Source organism: Synechococcus sp. CS-1328 (assembly GCF_025128095.1).
Lineage (GTDB): Bacteria > Cyanobacteriota > Cyanobacteriia > PCC-6307 > Cyanobiaceae > CBW1002.
Genome location: NZ_JAHLYT010000072.1, coordinates 62,075 through 77,564, shown reverse-complemented (window position 1 = coordinate 77,564; position 15,490 = coordinate 62,075). Strand labels below are relative to the sequence as shown.

23 protein-coding genes and 1 tRNA gene are annotated in these 15,490 nt (G+C 66.5%); 10 read left to right on the top strand and 14 right to left on the bottom strand.

The genetic code is table 11. The features are described from left to right. Positions 1–865: 865 nt before the first annotated feature. Positions 866–949, bottom strand: a tRNA-Leu gene (locus KQ310_RS15795). Between the two features lie 44 nt (positions 950–993). On the opposite strand from KQ310_RS15795, the gene KQ310_RS15790 reads away from it, so the two are divergent. The 3 genes from KQ310_RS15790 to trpA are packed head-to-tail and all read left to right on the top strand — an operon-like array spanning position 994 to position 2,450. Further along, entirely contained in the window at positions 994–1,236 is a 243-nt protein-coding gene (locus KQ310_RS15790; protein WP_259722684.1) for an NAD(P)H-quinone oxidoreductase subunit L, read from the top strand. After that, complete coding sequence (locus KQ310_RS15785; protein ID WP_259722683.1) at positions 1,233–1,568, top strand: DUF3007 family protein; 336 nt, start codon at positions 1,233–1,235, stop codon at positions 1,566–1,568. Before KQ310_RS15790 ends, KQ310_RS15785 begins: the two co-directional genes overlap by 4 nt. A gap of 39 nt (positions 1,569–1,607) precedes the next feature. Continuing rightward, on the top strand, positions 1,608–2,450 hold the full coding sequence (gene trpA / locus KQ310_RS15780) for a tryptophan synthase subunit alpha (RefSeq protein ID WP_259722682.1): 843 nt from the start codon (positions 1,608–1,610) through the stop codon (positions 2,448–2,450). Between the two features lie 18 nt (positions 2,451–2,468). Here trpA and KQ310_RS15775 read toward each other — a convergent pair whose 3' ends face one another. Then, entirely contained in the window at positions 2,469–2,606 is a 138-nt protein-coding gene (locus tag KQ310_RS15775; RefSeq protein WP_259722681.1) for a hypothetical protein, read from the bottom strand. A 164-nt stretch (positions 2,607–2,770) separates the two neighbouring features. Between KQ310_RS15775 and KQ310_RS15770 the strand changes: the two genes are divergently transcribed. Further along, the gene (locus tag KQ310_RS15770) at positions 2,771–3,586 is read left to right on the top strand and encodes a class I SAM-dependent methyltransferase (RefSeq protein WP_259722680.1); all 816 of its coding nucleotides are present in this window, start codon (positions 2,771–2,773) and stop codon (positions 3,584–3,586) included. Here the strand turns inward: KQ310_RS15770 and KQ310_RS15765 are convergent. Further along, positions 3,549–4,778, bottom strand: coding sequence for an aminotransferase class I/II-fold pyridoxal phosphate-dependent enzyme (locus tag KQ310_RS15765; protein ID WP_259722679.1), 1,230 nt, complete (start codon positions 4,776–4,778; stop codon positions 3,549–3,551). The two genes, KQ310_RS15770 and KQ310_RS15765, sit on opposite strands and share 38 nt — an antisense overlap. 98 nt (positions 4,779–4,876) lie before the next feature. Between KQ310_RS15765 and KQ310_RS15760 the strand changes: the two genes are divergently transcribed. Beyond that, a complete protein-coding gene (locus tag KQ310_RS15760) occupies positions 4,877–5,146 on the top strand; it encodes a YciI family protein (RefSeq protein ID WP_259722678.1) in 270 nt (89 codons plus the stop codon). 16 nt (positions 5,147–5,162) lie between these two features. On the opposite strand, the gene KQ310_RS15900 is transcribed toward KQ310_RS15760, so the two are convergent. Together KQ310_RS15900 and KQ310_RS15750 are read right to left on the bottom strand one after the other, a co-directional pair. Next, positions 5,163–5,630: a c-type cytochrome gene (locus KQ310_RS15900; RefSeq protein WP_311134760.1), complete on the bottom strand. Its 468-nt coding sequence runs from the start codon at positions 5,628–5,630 to the stop codon at positions 5,163–5,165. Continuing rightward, entirely contained in the window at positions 5,627–6,004 is a 378-nt protein-coding gene (locus KQ310_RS15750) for an AbrB family transcriptional regulator (protein ID WP_259722677.1), read from the bottom strand. Before KQ310_RS15750 ends, KQ310_RS15900 begins: the two co-directional genes overlap by 4 nt. Before the next feature lie 90 nt (positions 6,005–6,094). Between KQ310_RS15750 and KQ310_RS15745 the strand changes: the two genes are divergently transcribed. Both KQ310_RS15745 and KQ310_RS15740 read left to right on the top strand, forming a co-directional pair. Then, complete coding sequence (locus KQ310_RS15745) at positions 6,095–6,571, top strand: GNAT family N-acetyltransferase (RefSeq protein ID WP_259722676.1); 477 nt, start codon at positions 6,095–6,097, stop codon at positions 6,569–6,571. Between the two features lie 14 nt (positions 6,572–6,585). After that, positions 6,586–7,116, top strand: a complete 531-nt coding sequence (locus KQ310_RS15740; protein ID WP_259722675.1) for a Nif11 domain/cupin domain-containing protein — start codon at positions 6,586–6,588, stop codon at positions 7,114–7,116. On the opposite strand, the gene KQ310_RS15735 is transcribed toward KQ310_RS15740, so the two are convergent. The 5 genes from KQ310_RS15735 to KQ310_RS15715 form a co-directional block, all read right to left on the bottom strand. Continuing rightward, a complete protein-coding gene (locus KQ310_RS15735; RefSeq protein WP_259722674.1) occupies positions 7,022–7,552 on the bottom strand; it encodes a phosphate-starvation-inducible PsiE family protein in 531 nt (176 codons plus the stop codon). The two genes, KQ310_RS15740 and KQ310_RS15735, sit on opposite strands and share 95 nt — an antisense overlap. A 40-nt stretch (positions 7,553–7,592) precedes the next feature. Beyond that, complete coding sequence (locus tag KQ310_RS15730; protein ID WP_259722673.1) at positions 7,593–7,865, bottom strand: hypothetical protein; 273 nt, start codon at positions 7,863–7,865, stop codon at positions 7,593–7,595. Positions 7,866–7,940: 75 nt separating this feature from the next. Then, a complete protein-coding gene (locus KQ310_RS15725) occupies positions 7,941–8,270 on the bottom strand; it encodes a hypothetical protein (RefSeq protein WP_259722672.1) in 330 nt (109 codons plus the stop codon). After that, entirely contained in the window at positions 8,270–8,614 is a 345-nt protein-coding gene (locus tag KQ310_RS15720; RefSeq protein ID WP_259722691.1) for a YkvA family protein, read from the bottom strand. Before KQ310_RS15720 ends, KQ310_RS15725 begins: the two co-directional genes overlap by 1 nt. A 159-nt stretch (positions 8,615–8,773) precedes the next feature. After that, positions 8,774–9,697: a sigma-70 family RNA polymerase sigma factor gene (locus KQ310_RS15715; protein WP_259722671.1), complete on the bottom strand. Its 924-nt coding sequence runs from the start codon at positions 9,695–9,697 to the stop codon at positions 8,774–8,776. A gap of 340 nt (positions 9,698–10,037) precedes the next feature. Here KQ310_RS15715 and KQ310_RS15710 point away from each other — a divergent pair, with 340 nt between their 5' ends. Continuing rightward, on the top strand, positions 10,038–10,535 hold the full coding sequence (locus KQ310_RS15710) for a DUF2214 family protein (protein ID WP_259722670.1): 498 nt from the start codon (positions 10,038–10,040) through the stop codon (positions 10,533–10,535). Between the two features lie 185 nt (positions 10,536–10,720). Next, the gene (locus tag KQ310_RS15705) at positions 10,721–11,455 is read left to right on the top strand and encodes a matrixin family metalloprotease (RefSeq protein WP_259722669.1); all 735 of its coding nucleotides are present in this window, start codon (positions 10,721–10,723) and stop codon (positions 11,453–11,455) included. On the opposite strand, the gene KQ310_RS15700 is transcribed toward KQ310_RS15705, so the two are convergent. Genes KQ310_RS15700 through KQ310_RS15690 form a run of 3 tightly spaced genes read right to left on the bottom strand, consistent with a single transcriptional unit; the run spans position 11,348 to position 13,979 of the window. Beyond that, positions 11,348–12,181, bottom strand: coding sequence for a metal ABC transporter permease (locus KQ310_RS15700; protein ID WP_399238699.1), 834 nt, complete (start codon positions 12,179–12,181; stop codon positions 11,348–11,350). The genes KQ310_RS15705 and KQ310_RS15700 overlap by 108 nt on opposite strands. Beyond that, positions 12,174–12,950, bottom strand: a complete 777-nt coding sequence (locus tag KQ310_RS15695; protein WP_259722667.1) for a metal ABC transporter ATP-binding protein — start codon at positions 12,948–12,950, stop codon at positions 12,174–12,176. Before KQ310_RS15695 ends, KQ310_RS15700 begins: the two co-directional genes overlap by 8 nt. 9 nt (positions 12,951–12,959) lie before the next feature. Continuing rightward, positions 12,960–13,979 (bottom strand): metal ABC transporter solute-binding protein, Zn/Mn family, encoded by a 1,020-nt coding sequence (locus KQ310_RS15690; protein ID WP_259722666.1) that lies wholly within the window; start codon positions 13,977–13,979, stop codon positions 12,960–12,962. Positions 13,980–14,075: 96 nt separating this feature from the next. Between KQ310_RS15690 and KQ310_RS15685 the strand changes: the two genes are divergently transcribed. Further along, complete coding sequence (locus KQ310_RS15685) at positions 14,076–14,804, top strand: esterase (RefSeq protein ID WP_259722665.1); 729 nt, start codon at positions 14,076–14,078, stop codon at positions 14,802–14,804. On the opposite strand, the gene hisIE is transcribed toward KQ310_RS15685, so the two are convergent. Then, a complete protein-coding gene (hisIE, locus tag KQ310_RS15680; RefSeq protein WP_259722664.1) occupies positions 14,801–15,478 on the bottom strand; it encodes a bifunctional phosphoribosyl-AMP cyclohydrolase/phosphoribosyl-ATP diphosphatase HisIE in 678 nt (225 codons plus the stop codon). The two genes, KQ310_RS15685 and hisIE, sit on opposite strands and share 4 nt — an antisense overlap. Positions 15,479–15,490: the final 12 nt, after the last annotated feature.

Below are 15,490 nucleotides of genomic sequence, written 5' to 3'. Positions count from 1 at the left end.
CCATCAGCAGCGCTTCATGGGGACGGGCCCCGAAGGTGGCGCATAGCCCCGCCACCCACTGCCAGTCCGAGAGCAGCCCATCGGATCACCTCCAGGATCAGTGCGTCGCTGGGCAGATCCCGTGGTGCTGCGTCCTTACGGGGGCTGTAGCCCTTGCCCAAGTCCTTGAGCAATTGCACAGCTTCTGGACCCAGCTCGATCGCCCTTGCGACCGCAACGGCTGCGATCGATGCTCTACGGCGGGGCTACGGGTACCCATCTCCTTGCTTTCCACCAGGGCCCGAAGCACCTTGAGATCCACAGCCGGCAGGACCAGCAGGGGCCTGAGCGGCGCGGCATAGTCCGTCGTCCATGAGACATCGGCGCTGCCACCTCGTTTTCGCTGTCGACGCCACCAGATCTCGGTGCTGCGAACAGCGGCGGTACCACTGACGCTGCGGCTCGACTCATCCCCTCCAGGGTTGTTGTCCCCAAACCACTGGTCAAACGGGAAGGGCTGTAACCCCATCTTGAACAGCTGCAGGTCTCTCCCGAGCTTCTCGGCCAGCCCTCTGGCCTGATCGACGCCTGCGGGGTACGGAAGTGGAGTTGAGATCCGCTGACGTTTCCAGCTCCCATCTGGGCAGGGGAGGGTGCCCCTCAGACGCAGGCGCTGGCCAGAGGGAACGACCTCAAGAACCACTGGATAGCCAAGGTCTTTGAGCGCCCGGTTGATGCGTCCGAGATAGGGGTCCTTGAGAGGCACGGAACCGTGACCACTCTGGTCGAAAATGGCCTTTTCTGTGACCAGATCGTGACCACCAAGCCTGACAGGGCAAATCGGACGAATCTCTCAGATGCACTGCACTGCAGTTGATTTTAGCGATGGGGGCAGGGGGACTTGAACCCCCACAGTGTCGCCACCTGCGGATTTTAAGTCCGCTGCGTCTACCGATTCCGCCATGCCCCCGGCGCAACCATCCTAAATTCGTGGCAGTGATGCTCCGATCGGTCATGCCTGACTTCCTCACGGCAGCCAACCTGCTCGGACTTGGGGCTTTTGTGGCCCTCGCGGGTGCCTACCTGGTGGTGGTGCCCCTGGCCTTGTACTGGTGGATGGTGAAGCGCTGGTACGTGATGGGCAAGATCGAGCGCTTTGGCGTCTATGGCCTGGTGTTCCTGTTTTTCCCCGGCCTGATCCTGTTCTCTCCCTTCATCAACCTGCGCATGGCGGGCCAGGGAGACACGGGCTCATGAGCCGCGCTCAGGCGATCCTGCTGGGTCTGCTGGTCTTCGGCCTTGGCGGGATTGGCTATGGCATCTTCGCCGCCAGTGGTTACGAGGGCTTCAGTGCCGGCATCGCCTCCTCGGTGCTGCTGGTGCTGGTGGTGGTGGGCTGGACGGCCACCTACCTGCTGCGGGTGGTGACGGGAAAAATGACCTACATGGAGCAGCGGCGCACCTACCGCCAGGCCTACGACGCCCACACGATCGAGCAACTGCAGGCCAAATTCGATTCCCTCAGCCCCGAGGAGCAAGAGAAATTGCTGGCTGAGGTGGGCCAGCTCCAGGCCGACGCCGACATGTGACCCCATAGGCTCGCTTTCGACGCCCCTTCGGACCGGCCGATGAGCCCCTCTGCCGCGACACCTTCCGCCTGCAGCGCTGCAACGGCCATCGATCAACGGTTCGCCTCCCTGGCCGAGCAAGGCCGCTGCGCCCTGATGCCGTTCCTGATGGCCGGCGATCCCGATCTGGCCACCACCGCAGCGACGTTGCTGGCGCTGCAGCAGAACGGCGCCAATCTGATTGAGCTGGGCATTCCCTACAGCGATCCCCTGGCTGATGGGCCTGTGATTCAGGCCGCCGCCAGCCGGGCCCTGCGGGCCGGAACCACGCCGGCAACAGTGCTGGAGCTGCTGGCTGGTCTGCGCGGTGCACTGAGCACGCCAGTTGTGCTGTTCACCTACAGCAATCCCCTGCTCAACCGGGGCATGGAGACCTTCTGCAAGGAAGCCGCCAGCGCCGGAGCCGCTGGCCTGGTGGTTCCCGATCTGCCCCTGGAGGAAGCCGAGAAGCTCTCGCCGATCGCCGCCGCCGAAGGGCTGGACCTGGTGCTGCTGGTGGCCCCCACCACCCCAGCCGGCAGGATGGCCCGCATCCATGCCGCCAGCCGTGGATTCACCTATCTGGTCAGCGTCACCGGCGTGACGGGGGTGCGCAGCACTCTGCATAGCCGCGTCGGCAACCTCGTGCAGCAGCTCAAGGCCAGCGACGGCACCCCCGTGGCCGTGGGATTCGGCATCTCCGGCCCTGAGCAGGCCCGCCAGGTGCGCGATTGGGGCGCCAACGGGGCCATCGTGGGCAGCGCTCTGGTCAAGGTGATGGCCGAAGCCCATGCCGCCGGAGAAGATGTCGCAGCAGCGGCTGGCAGGTTCTGCTCGACCCTGCGGCTGGGTCTGGACGCCTGAGTCTTGCCGGAGACGGGCTCAGGCGATGCCCCGGCGGTTGGCCAGGTCGAGGGCTGCAACCCTGGCTGCACCGATCGCCTGGAGTGAAGGGCCTTCCGGTCGGGCGTTGCCGCGGGCCTGCAAGGCGGGGCCACACCCTGCCGGAAGCGTGGCCAAGACCGCGGCAACCACCACGAGGATTGGGCTTGCAACGGAACGGCATTGGAGACGCTGGAGGGTTCGTTGCATGGCCATCACCCACTTGCCGTTCCCTCCATGATGGCGTCAGCGCCGGTAAACGACCCGTTGTCTTCGCCTGCTCAGTCTCCTGATCAAAGCCGATGGCTGACCGGCCCAAAGAGTTTGCGACTGGAGGTTCTCCGAACCCGAGTGCTCCCGCCGCCTCCCGCTGGTTCGGCGCCGTGGCCAGCGATTACGCCCGCTACCGGCTCACCTATCCAGAGCCCTTCTTTACCCGCTTCGCCGCACGCTGTCCCCAGCGTGATCGGGTCTGGGACTGTGCCTGCGGCAGCGGCCAGGCCTCCCTGGCCCTGGCGCGCCACTTCAGCGAGGTGATCGCCACCGATGCCAGCGCCGAGCAACTGGCGGCGGCCGCGGCACAGGAGCGGGTGCACTACCGCTGCGCTTCAGCGACGGCCAGTGGCCTGGAGCCAGCCAGCGTTTCAGGGGTGATGGTGGCAGCGGCGGTGCACTGGTTCGCCGGACCCGCCTTCGAAGCCGAGCTGCGTCGCGTGGCGCGCCCAGGTGCCGCCATGGCCTGGATCGGCTATCTGCCCGTGCGCATGCCCACCGCGCCACTGCGCTTCTGGTTTGAGACCTTCTACAGCGACACCCTGGCGCCCTGGTGGCCTCCCGAGCGACGGCTGGTCGATAACGCCTATCAGGATCTGACCTTTCCCGCAGAGGAATGCCCCTTCCCAGACGATCTGTCCATTGAGCGCCACTGGGACCTGGCCACCTTCCTCGGCCATCTGGGCACCTGGTCTGCTGTTCAGCGGGCACGGGAGCAGGGGGTCGATCCCTTGGTGGCAGCGGAACTGGATCTGCGGGCGCTATGGCCGCAGAACGGTGCGGCACCCATCGATCTCACCTGGCCGTTCATGGGGCGCTGGGGCCGGATTGGATCAGTGCCTTGATGCCCTGCCTCAGGCGCCGCAGAGCCTCCTCCAGCTCCGTTGCATCGAGCATGCCGTAGCTGAGCCGCAGCACACAGCCGTGCCGCTGCTCCACCAGCCCGAAGCTCGCGCCATCCACGCTGGCCAACCGCTGCTCCAGCACCAGCTGCCGCATCAGATCCCGCGAACCCAGGGTGCCGCCAGGCACATCGATGCGCAGCAGGGCATAAAAGGCCCCATCCGGCTGGGCCAGCAGGGCACAGGGCAGGCTTTCAGCCGCCTCGTTCAATGCATTCACCAGCTGGAGGCGACGCTCCCCCAGGGCCGCGATGCGCGGCGCGCACCAGATCGGTCCAGCCTCCAGGGCCGCCAAGGCAGCCCGCTGATTGAGCAGGGGCGGACAGATCATCACCGTGTCCTGCACCTTGGCCACAGCGGCCATCAGCTGCTGGGGCAGCGCCGCGTAACCGATCCGCCAGCCCGCCATGCCATAGGCCTTGGAAAGGGAATGCAGCGAAATCGTGTGGGCACCACTGCCCGCCAGGGAGCCAGGGCTCCAGTGGGGTTCGGCGCCATGCACGAACAGTTCGTAGGCCTCGTCGTTGATGTGGAACAGGCCGTGGCGCTCACACAGGGCATTGATCGCCGCCAGCAGCGATGCGGGGATCACCAGGCCGCTGGGATTGTTGGGGGAGATCGTCACAATCGCGCGGCTGCGCGGTGTGATGGCCCTGGCCAGAATCTCCGGGTCTGGAATCCAGCCGGCCTCCACCGGCACCGGCACGCCGCCAGCCAGCTGGATCGCCATGGCGTGGTTGAAGTAATAGGGAACCGGCAGCAACACCTCACTGCCGGGATCACAGATCACCTGCGCCACAGCGTTGAACGCCATGTTGCTGCCGGCCGTGACCAGCAGGGCGCTGCCCTCCAGGTCCAGCTGGTTGTGGTGCCGCAGCTTCGTGCTGATCGCCGCCAGCAGCTCCGGCTCGCCAGCCATGGCGCCATAGCGGTGCAGGGCGGCGCTGAAGCCGCCTGGCTCGCTGGCAGCAGCGTCGAGAGCCTGCCGAACGGCGAGATCCACCCCGGGCGGCGGAGCCCAGTGCACCATCCCCTGAGCCAGGGAGAGGGTTCCGGGGGTCTGGCGGGTCAGGGCCGCCACCTCCGGAATCACAGGGCTGGCCACCGCCTCCAGTCGAGCGGCTGGCGCTCGCACGTCTGACGCGTGCTCAACCCACTCTGCCGAGCTGCTGCCTGCTGTAGCGGATTGCTGTCCCATGGGCCTTACTGTCGGACCACACCGACCGATTGGTGATGGCGAAGTTTGTGCTCTGGGGCACCTACTGCGACAACGCTCTCGAAAAACGCACGCCCTACCGCCAGGAGCACCTGGAGGGTCTGCGGCGCCTCAAAGAGGCTGGAACCCTGGTCACCCTTGGACCCACCGAAGCCAGCACCCACGTGTTCGGCATCTTTGAGGCTGGATCTCTGCAGGAGGTTGAGGGCCTGGTCAAATCTGACGTCTACTGGCGCAACGGCATCTGGACGGCCGTTGCGGTCTATCCATGGATCCAGGCGTTCTGAAGGGCCAGGCGTGGGATCAGCTGCCCCGAGGCTCTTTGGGCCAGCCAGCCTCGGCCTGCTGCCACACATAGGCCGCCACCACAGACACGCCCTCGTCGCCGAGCACCTCGGCATAGCCGCTCATCTGACCCACGCCTGCCCGCGCGATTGCGGCAACGGCTTCGGCATCAGCGATGCCGTTGCGTTGCAGGGCCGCCAGCTTGAGGGTCTTGCCGCGACGAATGATGTTGCCTCCCTGCAGATGACAACCGACGCAATGATTTTCGAACAGCTGAGCGCCGCTTGGCTGAGATGCCCTGAACTGCGCAGCACTGATCTGTGAAGCACTGTTCTGTGAAGCACTGATCTGCGCAGCACTGGACTCCGCATCAGCCAGTGCCAGGGCGGCTCCTGGCTCGAGGGTCAGCAGCGAAGCGATCAGCCCAAGGGCCAACAGCCATGGGGTGACCAGGCCACCCCATCGAATCTTGCGCTGGAATCTCACTCGTCTTCATCCTCGAGCATCTCTTCCAGGGCACCCACCGGCAGCAAGCGGATCTGTTTGCGACCCAGCTTGATCTCGAACTCCTCACCGGGCTCCAGCTCGAGCAGGGCGGTGTAGGCCTTGCCGATCAGCAGGTTGCCATTGCCCTGAACTGTGGCGATGTAGCTGAGCTTGCGTCCACCCTTGCCAACCTTGCCACCGCCGCCGAAAGCGACGCCTTTGGCTTCGAGCAGGGCCTCGTAGAAGGCGGTGAAGTTGAGTCGATCGCCTCCGTCCTTCTTGGACGACACATAGCCGCATTCCCGGACGATCTCCGACTTGCTGGCATCACCCAGTTCCTTGACCTTGGCCAGCAGTTCCGTTCCGATGAGCATGGAATGTCTTCGCTAGCAATTGACCGACCTCCGTAACGTACACCAGCCATAGCTGTTGTCGTGACACCAACCCATGCCACCACAAGTTTCATGACCCTCATCCGTCCGCTGGTTGCCGAGGATCTGAACCAGCTGATTGACCTCTATCACGACGCCGTAATCTCCCAGGCCCAGGGTCTCTACAGCACCACACAGATCGAGGCCTGGGCCACCAACGCTGCTCGCGGCGATGCGGTGCGTTCCGCACTCTGCAGCGGCTACGGCCTCGCCAGTTGCGCGGCAGCCGATCCCCAGAGGATCGAAGCCTTCGCTGTGCTCGATCCGATCGATCGACTCTCTCTGCTCTATTGCCGCGGCCGTTCATCCCGCCAGGGGCGAGCCACGGCCCTGCTGCTCCAGCTTGAAGACCATGCCCGCCACCAGGGCTGCGGGCAGTTGCGCACCGAGGCCAGCCAGCTGTCACGGCCGCTGCTGACGCGACTCGGCTGGAGCGTGCAGGAGGAGGAGGTGGTGCTGTTCGGCGGGGCGACCTTCCTGCGCTGGCGGATGATCAAGCCGCTCCGTTGATCCGTGCTCCTGCCATGGCCGAAGCCCAGCTGCAGCAGTTCCTCGAAAAGGTACGGCAGCTTCAGGCCTTCGTGGCCCTCAGTGAAGCGGATCCGGCCCTGCGCCAGGCCCTGCGCGACTGCGACGATCACCATCAGGTGGTGGCCCTGGCGCGCAGCTGCGGCTTTGAGATCGGTCGCCGCTGGGGAGAGCAGGATGGTCACGCCGGCGGGGATGACAACCTGCTCTCTGGTGCCTGTCCACCCGCTGGAACCGAAGAGACCCGCCTGCTGTTAGAGGGGCCGGACCTGCGTCTGGAGCGAATCCATTCCTGCGACTTCGCCAATCCTGAGAACGTCTGGTACGACCAGGACGAGCACGAATGGGTGGTTTTGCTACGCGGCAGCGCCACACTGCGCTTTGCCGATGAGCTCCAGCCGCGGCAGCTGACCGCCGGCGACAGCCTCTGGATCAGTGCTCATCGAGCCCATCGTCTGGAAAGGACGGATCCCGCTCCCGGTTCCATATGGCTGGCTCTGTTCTCGAAGGCAGCTTGCGAAGACTGATGCTACGCATCAGCCAGAAGGCAGCCGCCAGACAGAGCACCGCAATCCCGAGCCCCACAAGCAGCTCCGGCTTGTTCTCGGCACCGGGTGGCAGCACAATCACCTTCCGAGCCACGGCGGTGATCGCGGTGAGCAACACCAGCTCGATCTGCACCACGTGGCTCCGCAGATAGGAGGTGATGTTCTGCAGCACCTCCAGGGCGATCAGCAGATTGAGCAGATCACCCAGCACTGCCGTGAGGTCGTCCCCCATCCAGCGGCTGTTGGACGTGAACAGCGAACCGATCACCATCCCAACCAACTGGATGGTGGCGGCGGCAATCACCACACACAGCAACAGAGCCAACAGCTTGGCCAGCTGCTGCTCACCTCGATCAATCAGATGCAGGAAGCCACCATCGTCGGTGACACGCCGAAACCAGGGCCTTGTTTTCATCTGCACGGCTGCATGCGCATCGCTGTCGGCTCTGGGTCAGTCAGTTCCGGAAGGGATCCATCTGGGGCCTTGCCGGAGTGTCGCTGGGGGAATTCTCCAGCTTGGTGTCACAGGTGATCGAGCCATCCTCAGCGGTGACACAATTCTCCGGTTTCACCTTGGTGGAAGGGCCGACCGAGCTGCCCGGGCCCAGCAGGAACCTCTGGCTCTGGGCCTGGCTGGGGGCCGCCCAGAGCAGAGCCAGGCTGGTGGAGGCCGTGATCAAGGCCAGGCCGGCGAGGAGGGGGCGGTTGGTGGGGCGCGAGGTCGTCATGACAGAGAAGGCAAGGGGATCGGCGGATTGGAAGGGATGGGATGGGCTGGTTGGCCACACTTTGGCTGTTGGCTGTCAGAGCTGACGATCGCCGCGGATCTCCTGCAACAACAGATCCAGCTCGCCCAGCTGGTCGTCCAGGGCGGAATGGCCGACGGCCGCCTGCGGGTCCTCCCCCTGATCCTCCTGCTGCCAGAGCTCCTCGATGCCGCAGAGCCGCTCTGCCAGGCCCGTCAGTCCATCGGTGTGGTGAATCTGCTCGAGCACGTCCACCAGGACCGGCATTCGAATCGAAGCGGCCCGCAGCGCCCGCCGCAGATCGGCCTGGTTGCGGCCGGCATGGCGGAGCCAGTCTTTGAGGAAAGACTGGAGATCTTCGCGCTGATCGGTGCTCAGGGACGGCATCAGCGGCCGAGGGGGAACCAGCGATCCAGTCTGCGCTGCGCCCGGCGCTTGATGTCGGGCGTGAGATGGCGCGTGCAGAGCCCCAGCAGGGCCGTGATCGCGACCAGATCGTCGCTGAAGCCAGCCGCCGGGATGAAATCAGGAATCAGGTCGATCGGCACCAACAGGTAGGTGAGGGCTGCCAGCACCGTGAACCGCACCTGGGCGGGGGTGGAGGCATCGAGCAGCAGCTCAAGGCACTCAAGGGCCGGCCGTGCCACCAGCCGACCGGCGCGGCGCAGCAGGCGCAGCAGCACGGCCTCGTCAACCACCTGGCTTTGGAGCACTTCGGCTTCGACCTCCATTCGAGGGGGATCGGGATCGAAGCCGTCAGCGGCGCGGTCATCAGCTGCGAAGGAGTCAGCTGCGAAGGAATCAGCTGCGAAGGAATCCGTCGCGCAGGAGGATTGGCGTGCCGAAGCCGCCGCGGAGCTGGAAGGCATGGCGCCGATCGCGCAGAAGCTTCATTCTGCTTCCACCAGACCGCTCTCGATGCCGGCTTTCCGCAGCTTGCGCAGGGCGCGCTGGACCACCTGACGGCAGTATTCGCGACTGCAGGCCAGTTGACGGGCCACCTCCGCCAGGGTGCGCCATTCATTGGTGCCATCCAGCCCGAACCGCAACAGCACCACGGTGCGCTCCTTGGGGGTGAGGTTGGCCTGCTCCAGCAGCGTCCACACCGACGCACTGCGTTCGGCCAGTTCAGCCCGCTCCATCGGCGGCATTTCGTTGCTGGGCAGAACGTCCACCAGCTCGGACGGATCGGCCTTCGATTTCACGACCCCCTGCAGGCTCACGGTGACGCTGCGCAGCTCGCAGCCCAGCAGATCCTCCACATCGGCCAGAGGCAACTCCATCATCCGAGCCAGATCCTTGGCGGCGGGGGGTAGACCATTGGCCTGGAGATAGCGGGCCTTGGCGGCCCGCAGCCTGGTGAGCTTCTCGTTCACATTGACGGGAATCCGAATCGTGCGGCTCTGGGTGGACAGGGCACGGTTCAGCCCCTGACGAATCCACCAGTAGGCATAAGTACTGAAGCGATGGCCGCGGGTGGGGTCGAACTTCTCAACGGCACGGGTGAGCCCAAGGGTGCCTTCCTGGATCAGGTCGAGAAGATCCAGGCCCTTGCCCTGGTAGCGCTTGGCCAGATTCACCACCAACCGCAGGTTTGCGGTGATCATCTGGTCCTTGGCGCGCTCACCCAGACGCATGGTCCGACGCTCCAGATCGCTGTAGTCGCAGGCGGGCCCACTGCCGCCAGCCTCGTGGCAGCGCTCCTGAAGCCCCACCATGGCCTGCACCTTGCGGCCGAGGGTGAGCTCCTGCTCGGGAGTGAGAAGTTGATGCCGACCAATTTCACCGAGATATGCGCTGAGCGATGTCGCCATCACAACCACTACCGAGACTGAATTGAACCTAGGCTGATTTGCTGAGGGGGCACGAGCCAGGTGAATAACAACCCACGTTTCGACTCTCTTCGTAACCTTTGACTGATTACATATTCTCTTCCAATTCTTACACTTTCATCTGATTACAATTGCACTCGCTGAAGCCTGTCGACCTGGCTCCTTGGATGCGTCGGCCCCAGGCGAGAGGTTGGTCTTGGCAAGCGGTCAGTCCAGAAGATACGATTTGTCCTGAAAAGAGGTCTATCCAGAAAAGCGGTGGCCATCCGCTGAGGCCGGAGTGCCTTGGCTACCGTCGCTGCCAACGCTCCACTCTTCCTCGATGCCTGGCTTCGCCGCCCTGCCCACCCCGGTGCTCTCCAGTGCCGCTGTGGCCTACGTGCATTACCTCAGCTTCATGCTCTGCTTCGGGGCCCTGGTGCTGGAGCGGCGGCTGATCCGCCCCAACCCCAGCAAGCAGGACGCCACGCTGATGGTGATCACGGACGTGATCTACGGACTGGCAGCCCTGGCCCTGCTGGGGAGCGGCATCCTGCGGGTGCTCCACTTCGGCCAGGGCAGCGCTTTCTATACCGAAAATCCCCTGTTCTGGTGGAAGGTGGGCCTCTACCTGTCAGTCGGAACCCTGTCGCTCTATCCCACGGTCACCTACATCCTCTGGGCCATCCCGTTGCGCAAGGGTGAGGCTCCGCAGGTGAGCGAGGCCCTGGCCAAGCGTCTGGGTTGGATCCTCAACATCGAGCTGGCCGGATTCGCAGCCATCCCGCTGTTGGCCACCCTGATGGCCCGTGGTGTCGGCCTGCCCGGTGCTGCCGGGTGAGGGCTGGGCGGTCAGGGCGGGTTGAGCGGATCCTGATCGCCCGTCGGGTGTCGGGGATCACCTTCTCGGCCGTGCTGCTCGGCTCAACGGTTTCACCTTCGGCTGCAGGGTCTGTGCGCCCGAACCCTGGGGTTCCGGTGGACCCACAGAAGGTCTCTGGCCATCAGAGCTGCCCTTTGCCCGAGGTGGTGTTGCCGGCCGTTCCCCCAGAGGCGCCGATCCCAAGGACCTCGACCACCAGGGCGCCAGCACCAGCCGGCCCCGAGGATTCCGAGGATTACCGCCACCGGCTCCAGGCTGGCGTCTGGGGCTGGATTCACCGCTCCCCCTGGTGCGTCTGGGTCGAACCGATCGGGGAAGGGGCCTCCATCTGGGATCGCCGCTGGAGCGAGGCGGTGGAGGCGGCCCTGGCCCGCTGGCAGGAGCTGCTGGCGATCGAAAGGGTGAATGATCCCGCCGCCGCCCAGATTCAGGTGCTGCGCCGGCGGCCGCCGCTGCGGCTTCTGGAGGGGGAACAGCGGGCCAGCCATGGGCGCGCCGAGCTGCTGGGGGCGCGCTGGGTGCGGCGGAACGGTGCCTGGCAGCTGGAGCCCCGCCTGCAGGTGCTGCTCTCCCCGAACCAGCGCCAGCTGGGCATCGAAGCCACCGCCCTGCATGAACTCGGCCATGCCTTCGGGTTGTGGGGCCACAGCGACCAGCCCGCTGATGTGATGGCGGCGGTGCCGGGGGCAAAGCCGGTGCTGGAGATCGGCCCCCGCGACCGCGCCACCCTCCGCTGGCTGCAGCAGCAGCCCAGTGTCTTCGCCCCCGGATCAGGCGGGCCGGCCCTGCAACCCCCGACCGGCAACCAGGGCGAACAGGAAGCCCAGCAGCTGCACGATCACCACGCAGGGGCCGGAGGGAAGGTTGAGGAACGCTGAGGCCAGCACGCCTGCCACGGCACCGCCGCTGCCAAGGGCGGCGGCCATCAGCACATAGCCACCGAAATGGCGGCTCACCAGCCGCGCGGCGCAGGCGGGAATCACCACGAAGGCACTGATCAGCAGCACCCCCACCGCCTTGATCGACACCGCCACCACCACCGCCAGCACGACCACAAAGACGAGCCGCTGTCGCTGGGCCGCCACGCCACGGGAGAGGGCCAGGGACTCATCGAGGCTGAGCAGGATCTGGCTGCTGCGGGTCACCAACAGATAGGTGCCAACCCCCAGCAGCAACAGAGTCACCAGCAGAAGATCCAGCCCGTCCACACCGAGGATGTCGCCGAAGAGGAGCTGCTGCAGCCCGCCCTGGTACCCGGGCAGCAGGCTCAGGGCCACCACGGCAATCGCCAGGGAGGAGGAGTAAATGATGTTCAGCAGGGCATCGGTGGGCAGCTGGCTGCGCTCCACCAGGTGATTGACCAGCAGGGCGAACAGCACCGCGAAGGGAATCAGCACCAGGGTGGGATTCAGACCCAGGGCCACTCCCAGGCTGATGCCGAGCAGGGCCGAGTGACCCAGGGCATCACTGAAGAAGGAGAGCTGGCGCAGCACCGCGAAACTGCCCAGCACGCCTCCAAGGGCACCGGTGAGGGCGCCTGCCAGCATTGCGCGCTGCAGAAAGGGCAGGGCGAGGAGCTCCGGAATCGAGACCGCGTCACCCACCGGCGCCATGGTGGTGGTGATAAGGCAGATAGTCGCGGCCGTAGAGCCGCTCCAGCTGGGCCTGGCTGAGGGCGTGATCGGGGCTGCCGGAGCAGCGCAGGCTGCGGTTGAGGCAGAGCACCCCATCGCAGGTGCGGCGCACCATGTCGAGGTCGTGGGAGACCTGCAGGATCGTCCAGCCCTCGCTGCGCCGCAGGCTGAACAGAAGCTGCTGGAAGGCTTCCGAGGCCTGGGGATCGAGGCCCGCCTGGGCTTCATCGAGCACCAGCAGCCGGCGGGGGCGAACCACGCAGAAGGCCAGCAGCACCCGCTTGAGCTGCCCGCCGGAGAGGTCACTGATCCGCTGCTCGGCGAAGACCTCGCAGCCCGTCTTGGCCAGGGCGGAGTGGATGGCATCACGGCGACGCACCTCGCCTCTCCAGGGCAGGCGCAGCCTGGTGCCATCCCAGCCGAGACCCACGAATTCCGTCACCGTGAGGGGAATGGGTCCGGTCAGGGCCAGCCTCTGGGGCAGGTAGGCGATCTGCTCGCGCACGCTGGCGGAAAGGCGGCCCCGGCCATCCAGGCGTTCGCCCAGCAGTCGCACCTGACCGCCCTGATGGGGGAGCAGTCCGAGGATGGCCTGCACCAGGGTGCTCTTGCCGGCGCCGTTGGGGCCCACCAGCGCGGTATCGGATTCGGCGGCGAGCGAGAAGCTGACGTTCTCCACCGCGGTGGTGCCCCGCCGCCGCACCGTGAGGCCGCTGACTTCGAGAATCATTTCCGCCATCGCTTCAACCTAGCGATCTGCGGGAGCGCCCACCGCGGTGGACCGGTCTGGCGATCCGCCCAGTGCGCCAGCGACCGCGGCGCCGTTGGCTTCCATGGTGCGCAGATAGCGGGCGGCTGCGGGTTCGCTGCTCTCCTCGCCCCGCTCCAGCGGATCAAAGCGCAGGATCGGCAGACCCAGATCACGGGAAAGGGCCAACAAGGCCCGGTTGTTCTGCTGGGGCTCGGCCAGCAGGCCCCGCAGACCCTCGCGGCGAACGATGCGGCCGGCCTGCTCAAGGGCCGCGATCGAGGGACTCTCCCCCGGCGTGCTCACGAGCACGGCCCGTTGGAGTTGGTAGCGATCCGCGAAGTAAGGCAGCAGGTCGTGGAAGGTCACCACGGTGCTGCCCCGATAGGGAGCCAGCTGGCGTTCCAGCCTCTGGTTGAGTGCGGTGAGCTGCCGTGAGAAGGCCTCCGCCCGCTCGCCATATCCCTTGCGGCAGCTTGGATCGGCGGCGATCAGCCCATCGCGGATGGTGCCCACCTGCTGACGGGCCCGCAGGGGGTCGAGCCACACATGGGGATTCACACCCCCATGGCTGTCTGAGTGGTCGTGATCACTGCCGTGCCCATGGCCGTGGTCGTCCTCCACTGGCAGGGGGGTGACGCCACGGCTGGCCTCGATCACCCGCAGATCGGAGCGGCCGGCGCCGCCGATCAGCGGTAGCAGGAAATCATCCAGGCCGAGTCCGTTACGCACCAGCACGCGGGCCCGGGCGAGACGGGCCATCTCGGCCGGTCGCACCTGCAGGTCATGGGGATCGGTGGTGGAGGGGAAGAGGGGCTCCACCGTGGCGCAGTCGCCGGCCACGGCCCGGGTCAGCAGCGTGATCGGCAGCACCGTGGTGACCACCACCGGCCGAGATGGCGCCCCGGATTCTGCGGTCGGCGGGGGCGCGGGCCCACCGGCGGGGGCAGTGCAGCCGACCAGCACCAGCAGCGCCACCACCGGCAGCACACCCAGGCAAGCGGGAAGCGGGGAGGCCATGGCAGCGCCGGAAGGATGAGAATCATTCTCGCAGGTGTGGCGCCCGTCCTGCCGTCGGGGATGGTTGGCTGGTGCCCTGTCCGTGACGCCCCGTCGATGACCCAGCAGCCGATCGTGATCCTCGGTGGCTTCCTGATCACCGCCGAGGCCTACGAGCCCCTGCGGCTCTGGCTGCAGGGCCAGACCTCCCAGCCGGTGCTGCTGGTGCCTGCCAGCCGTTTTGACTGGCTGCTCACCTCCTTCCCCTTCGGCTGGGTGCGGCTGCTCGATCGGGTCGCCGCCCTGGTGGCCGAGCAGGCCACCCACTCCCCCACGGGCCGCGTCACCCTGATCGGCCATAGCTCCGGTGGGGTGATGCTGCGCCTCTTCCTGGCGGATCGGCCCTTCGAGGGGCGTACCTACAACGGCAAGGCCCTGGCCAACACCCTGGTGATGCTTGGCAGTCCCCATACCGCCCGGCGGGCGACGCCTCTGCGTCAGAGGGTCGATCGGGAGCTGCCCGGCTGCCCCTTCGCCGACCAGGTGCGCTACGTCTCGGTGGCGGGGGACCTCCCTCCCGCCGCATTCAGCCCCACCGCTCGCCGCCTCGCTCCGTCCTCTTACCGCAACATCTGCGGCGATGCCGCCGCCCCCGGCGATGGGCTCGTGCCCGTGACTTCGGCCCTGCTGGCAGGATCCGAGGCGATCACCCTGGCGGGAGTGGCCCATGGTGGCGCCTTCGGACCGCGCTGGTACGGCACGCCGGAGGTGGCGGCGCAGTGGTGGCCTGCGGTGGCGGCAGGGCTTGGCGAGGCGGCAAGCCGAGGCCATGGCTGCGCCGATTAGCCGCGGCGGGGGGCACCGCGGCGGGCGGCGAGCACCTCCTGCACCTGCCGCCAGCTCACCCCGTGGTGGGCCAGGGCCACCTGCAGGTGAAAGAGCAGATCCGCTGCCTCGCCGGCGATCGCACGGCTGTCGTCGTCCTTGCAGGCCATCACGAATTCGGCGCTCTCCTCGCCGATCTTCTTGAGGATGCGGTTGTCGCCCCCCTCCAGCAGCTTGTTGGTGTAGCTGCCCGGTTCCGGCTGGTCGCGGCGACCCTCGATCACCCGCATCAGTTCGGTGCAGGCATCCGCCGGGGGCGGCGGGGCATCGGCTCCACCGGCGGTGGCAAGCGGGCCCTGGTCGTAGAAGCAGCTGCGCGCCCCGGTATGGCAGGCCACGTCACCGATCTGCTCGATGCTCAGAAGCAGCACGTCGGCATCGCAGTCGTAGCGGAGGCCCCGCAGCCGCTGGAAGTGGCCGCTGGTGGCGCCCTTGTGCCAGAGCTCCTGCCGGGAGCGGCTCCAGTAGTGCACCTCGCCGCTGGAGAGGGTGCGCTCGATCGCCTCCCGGTTCATCCAGGCCACCATCAGCACGGCCCCATCGAGCCAGTCCTGGGCGATCGCCGGGATCAGGCCAGCGTCGTTGAAGCGCAGCGGGGGCAACGACTGGAGACTTCCCTCCAGGGGTTCGGTCATGGTCATCGGGAC

Coding starts and splice junctions, on each gene's coding strand:
- KQ310_RS15725 (WP_259722672.1), bottom strand. CDS start 8,270: ATGCCGTCCCTGAGCACCGATCAGCGCGAAGATCTCCAGTCTTTCCTC.
- KQ310_RS15720 (WP_259722691.1), bottom strand. CDS start 8,614: ATGGAGGTCGAAGCCGAAGTGCTCCAAAGCCAGGTGGTTGACGAGGCC.
- KQ310_RS15790 (WP_259722684.1), top strand. CDS start 994: ATGCCTGACTTCCTCACGGCAGCCAACCTGCTCGGACTTGGGGCTTTT.
- hisIE (WP_259722664.1), bottom strand. CDS start 15,478: ATGACCGAACCCCTGGAGGGAAGTCTCCAGTCGTTGCCCCCGCTGCGC.
- KQ310_RS15710 (WP_259722670.1), top strand. CDS start 10,038: ATGCCTGGCTTCGCCGCCCTGCCCACCCCGGTGCTCTCCAGTGCCGCT.
- KQ310_RS15715 (WP_259722671.1), bottom strand. CDS start 9,697: ATGGCGACATCGCTCAGCGCATATCTCGGTGAAATTGGTCGGCATCAA.
- KQ310_RS15695 (WP_259722667.1), bottom strand. CDS start 12,950: ATGGCGGAAATGATTCTCGAAGTCAGCGGCCTCACGGTGCGGCGGCGG.
- KQ310_RS15690 (WP_259722666.1), bottom strand. CDS start 13,979: ATGGCCTCCCCGCTTCCCGCTTGCCTGGGTGTGCTGCCGGTGGTGGCG.
- KQ310_RS15750 (WP_259722677.1), bottom strand. CDS start 6,004: ATGCTCATCGGAACGGAACTGCTGGCCAAGGTCAAGGAACTGGGTGAT.
- KQ310_RS15735 (WP_259722674.1), bottom strand. CDS start 7,552: ATGAAAACAAGGCCCTGGTTTCGGCGTGTCACCGACGATGGTGGCTTC.
- trpA (WP_259722682.1), top strand. CDS start 1,608: ATGAGCCCCTCTGCCGCGACACCTTCCGCCTGCAGCGCTGCAACGGCC.
- KQ310_RS15730 (WP_259722673.1), bottom strand. CDS start 7,865: ATGACGACCTCGCGCCCCACCAACCGCCCCCTCCTCGCCGGCCTGGCC.
- KQ310_RS15785 (WP_259722683.1), top strand. CDS start 1,233: ATGAGCCGCGCTCAGGCGATCCTGCTGGGTCTGCTGGTCTTCGGCCTT.
- KQ310_RS15740 (WP_259722675.1), top strand. CDS start 6,586: ATGGCCGAAGCCCAGCTGCAGCAGTTCCTCGAAAAGGTACGGCAGCTT.
- KQ310_RS15770 (WP_259722680.1), top strand. CDS start 2,771: ATGGCTGACCGGCCCAAAGAGTTTGCGACTGGAGGTTCTCCGAACCCG.
- KQ310_RS15685 (WP_259722665.1), top strand. CDS start 14,076: ATGACCCAGCAGCCGATCGTGATCCTCGGTGGCTTCCTGATCACCGCC.
- KQ310_RS15745 (WP_259722676.1), top strand. CDS start 6,095: ATGACCCTCATCCGTCCGCTGGTTGCCGAGGATCTGAACCAGCTGATT.
- KQ310_RS15760 (WP_259722678.1), top strand. CDS start 4,877: ATGGCGAAGTTTGTGCTCTGGGGCACCTACTGCGACAACGCTCTCGAA.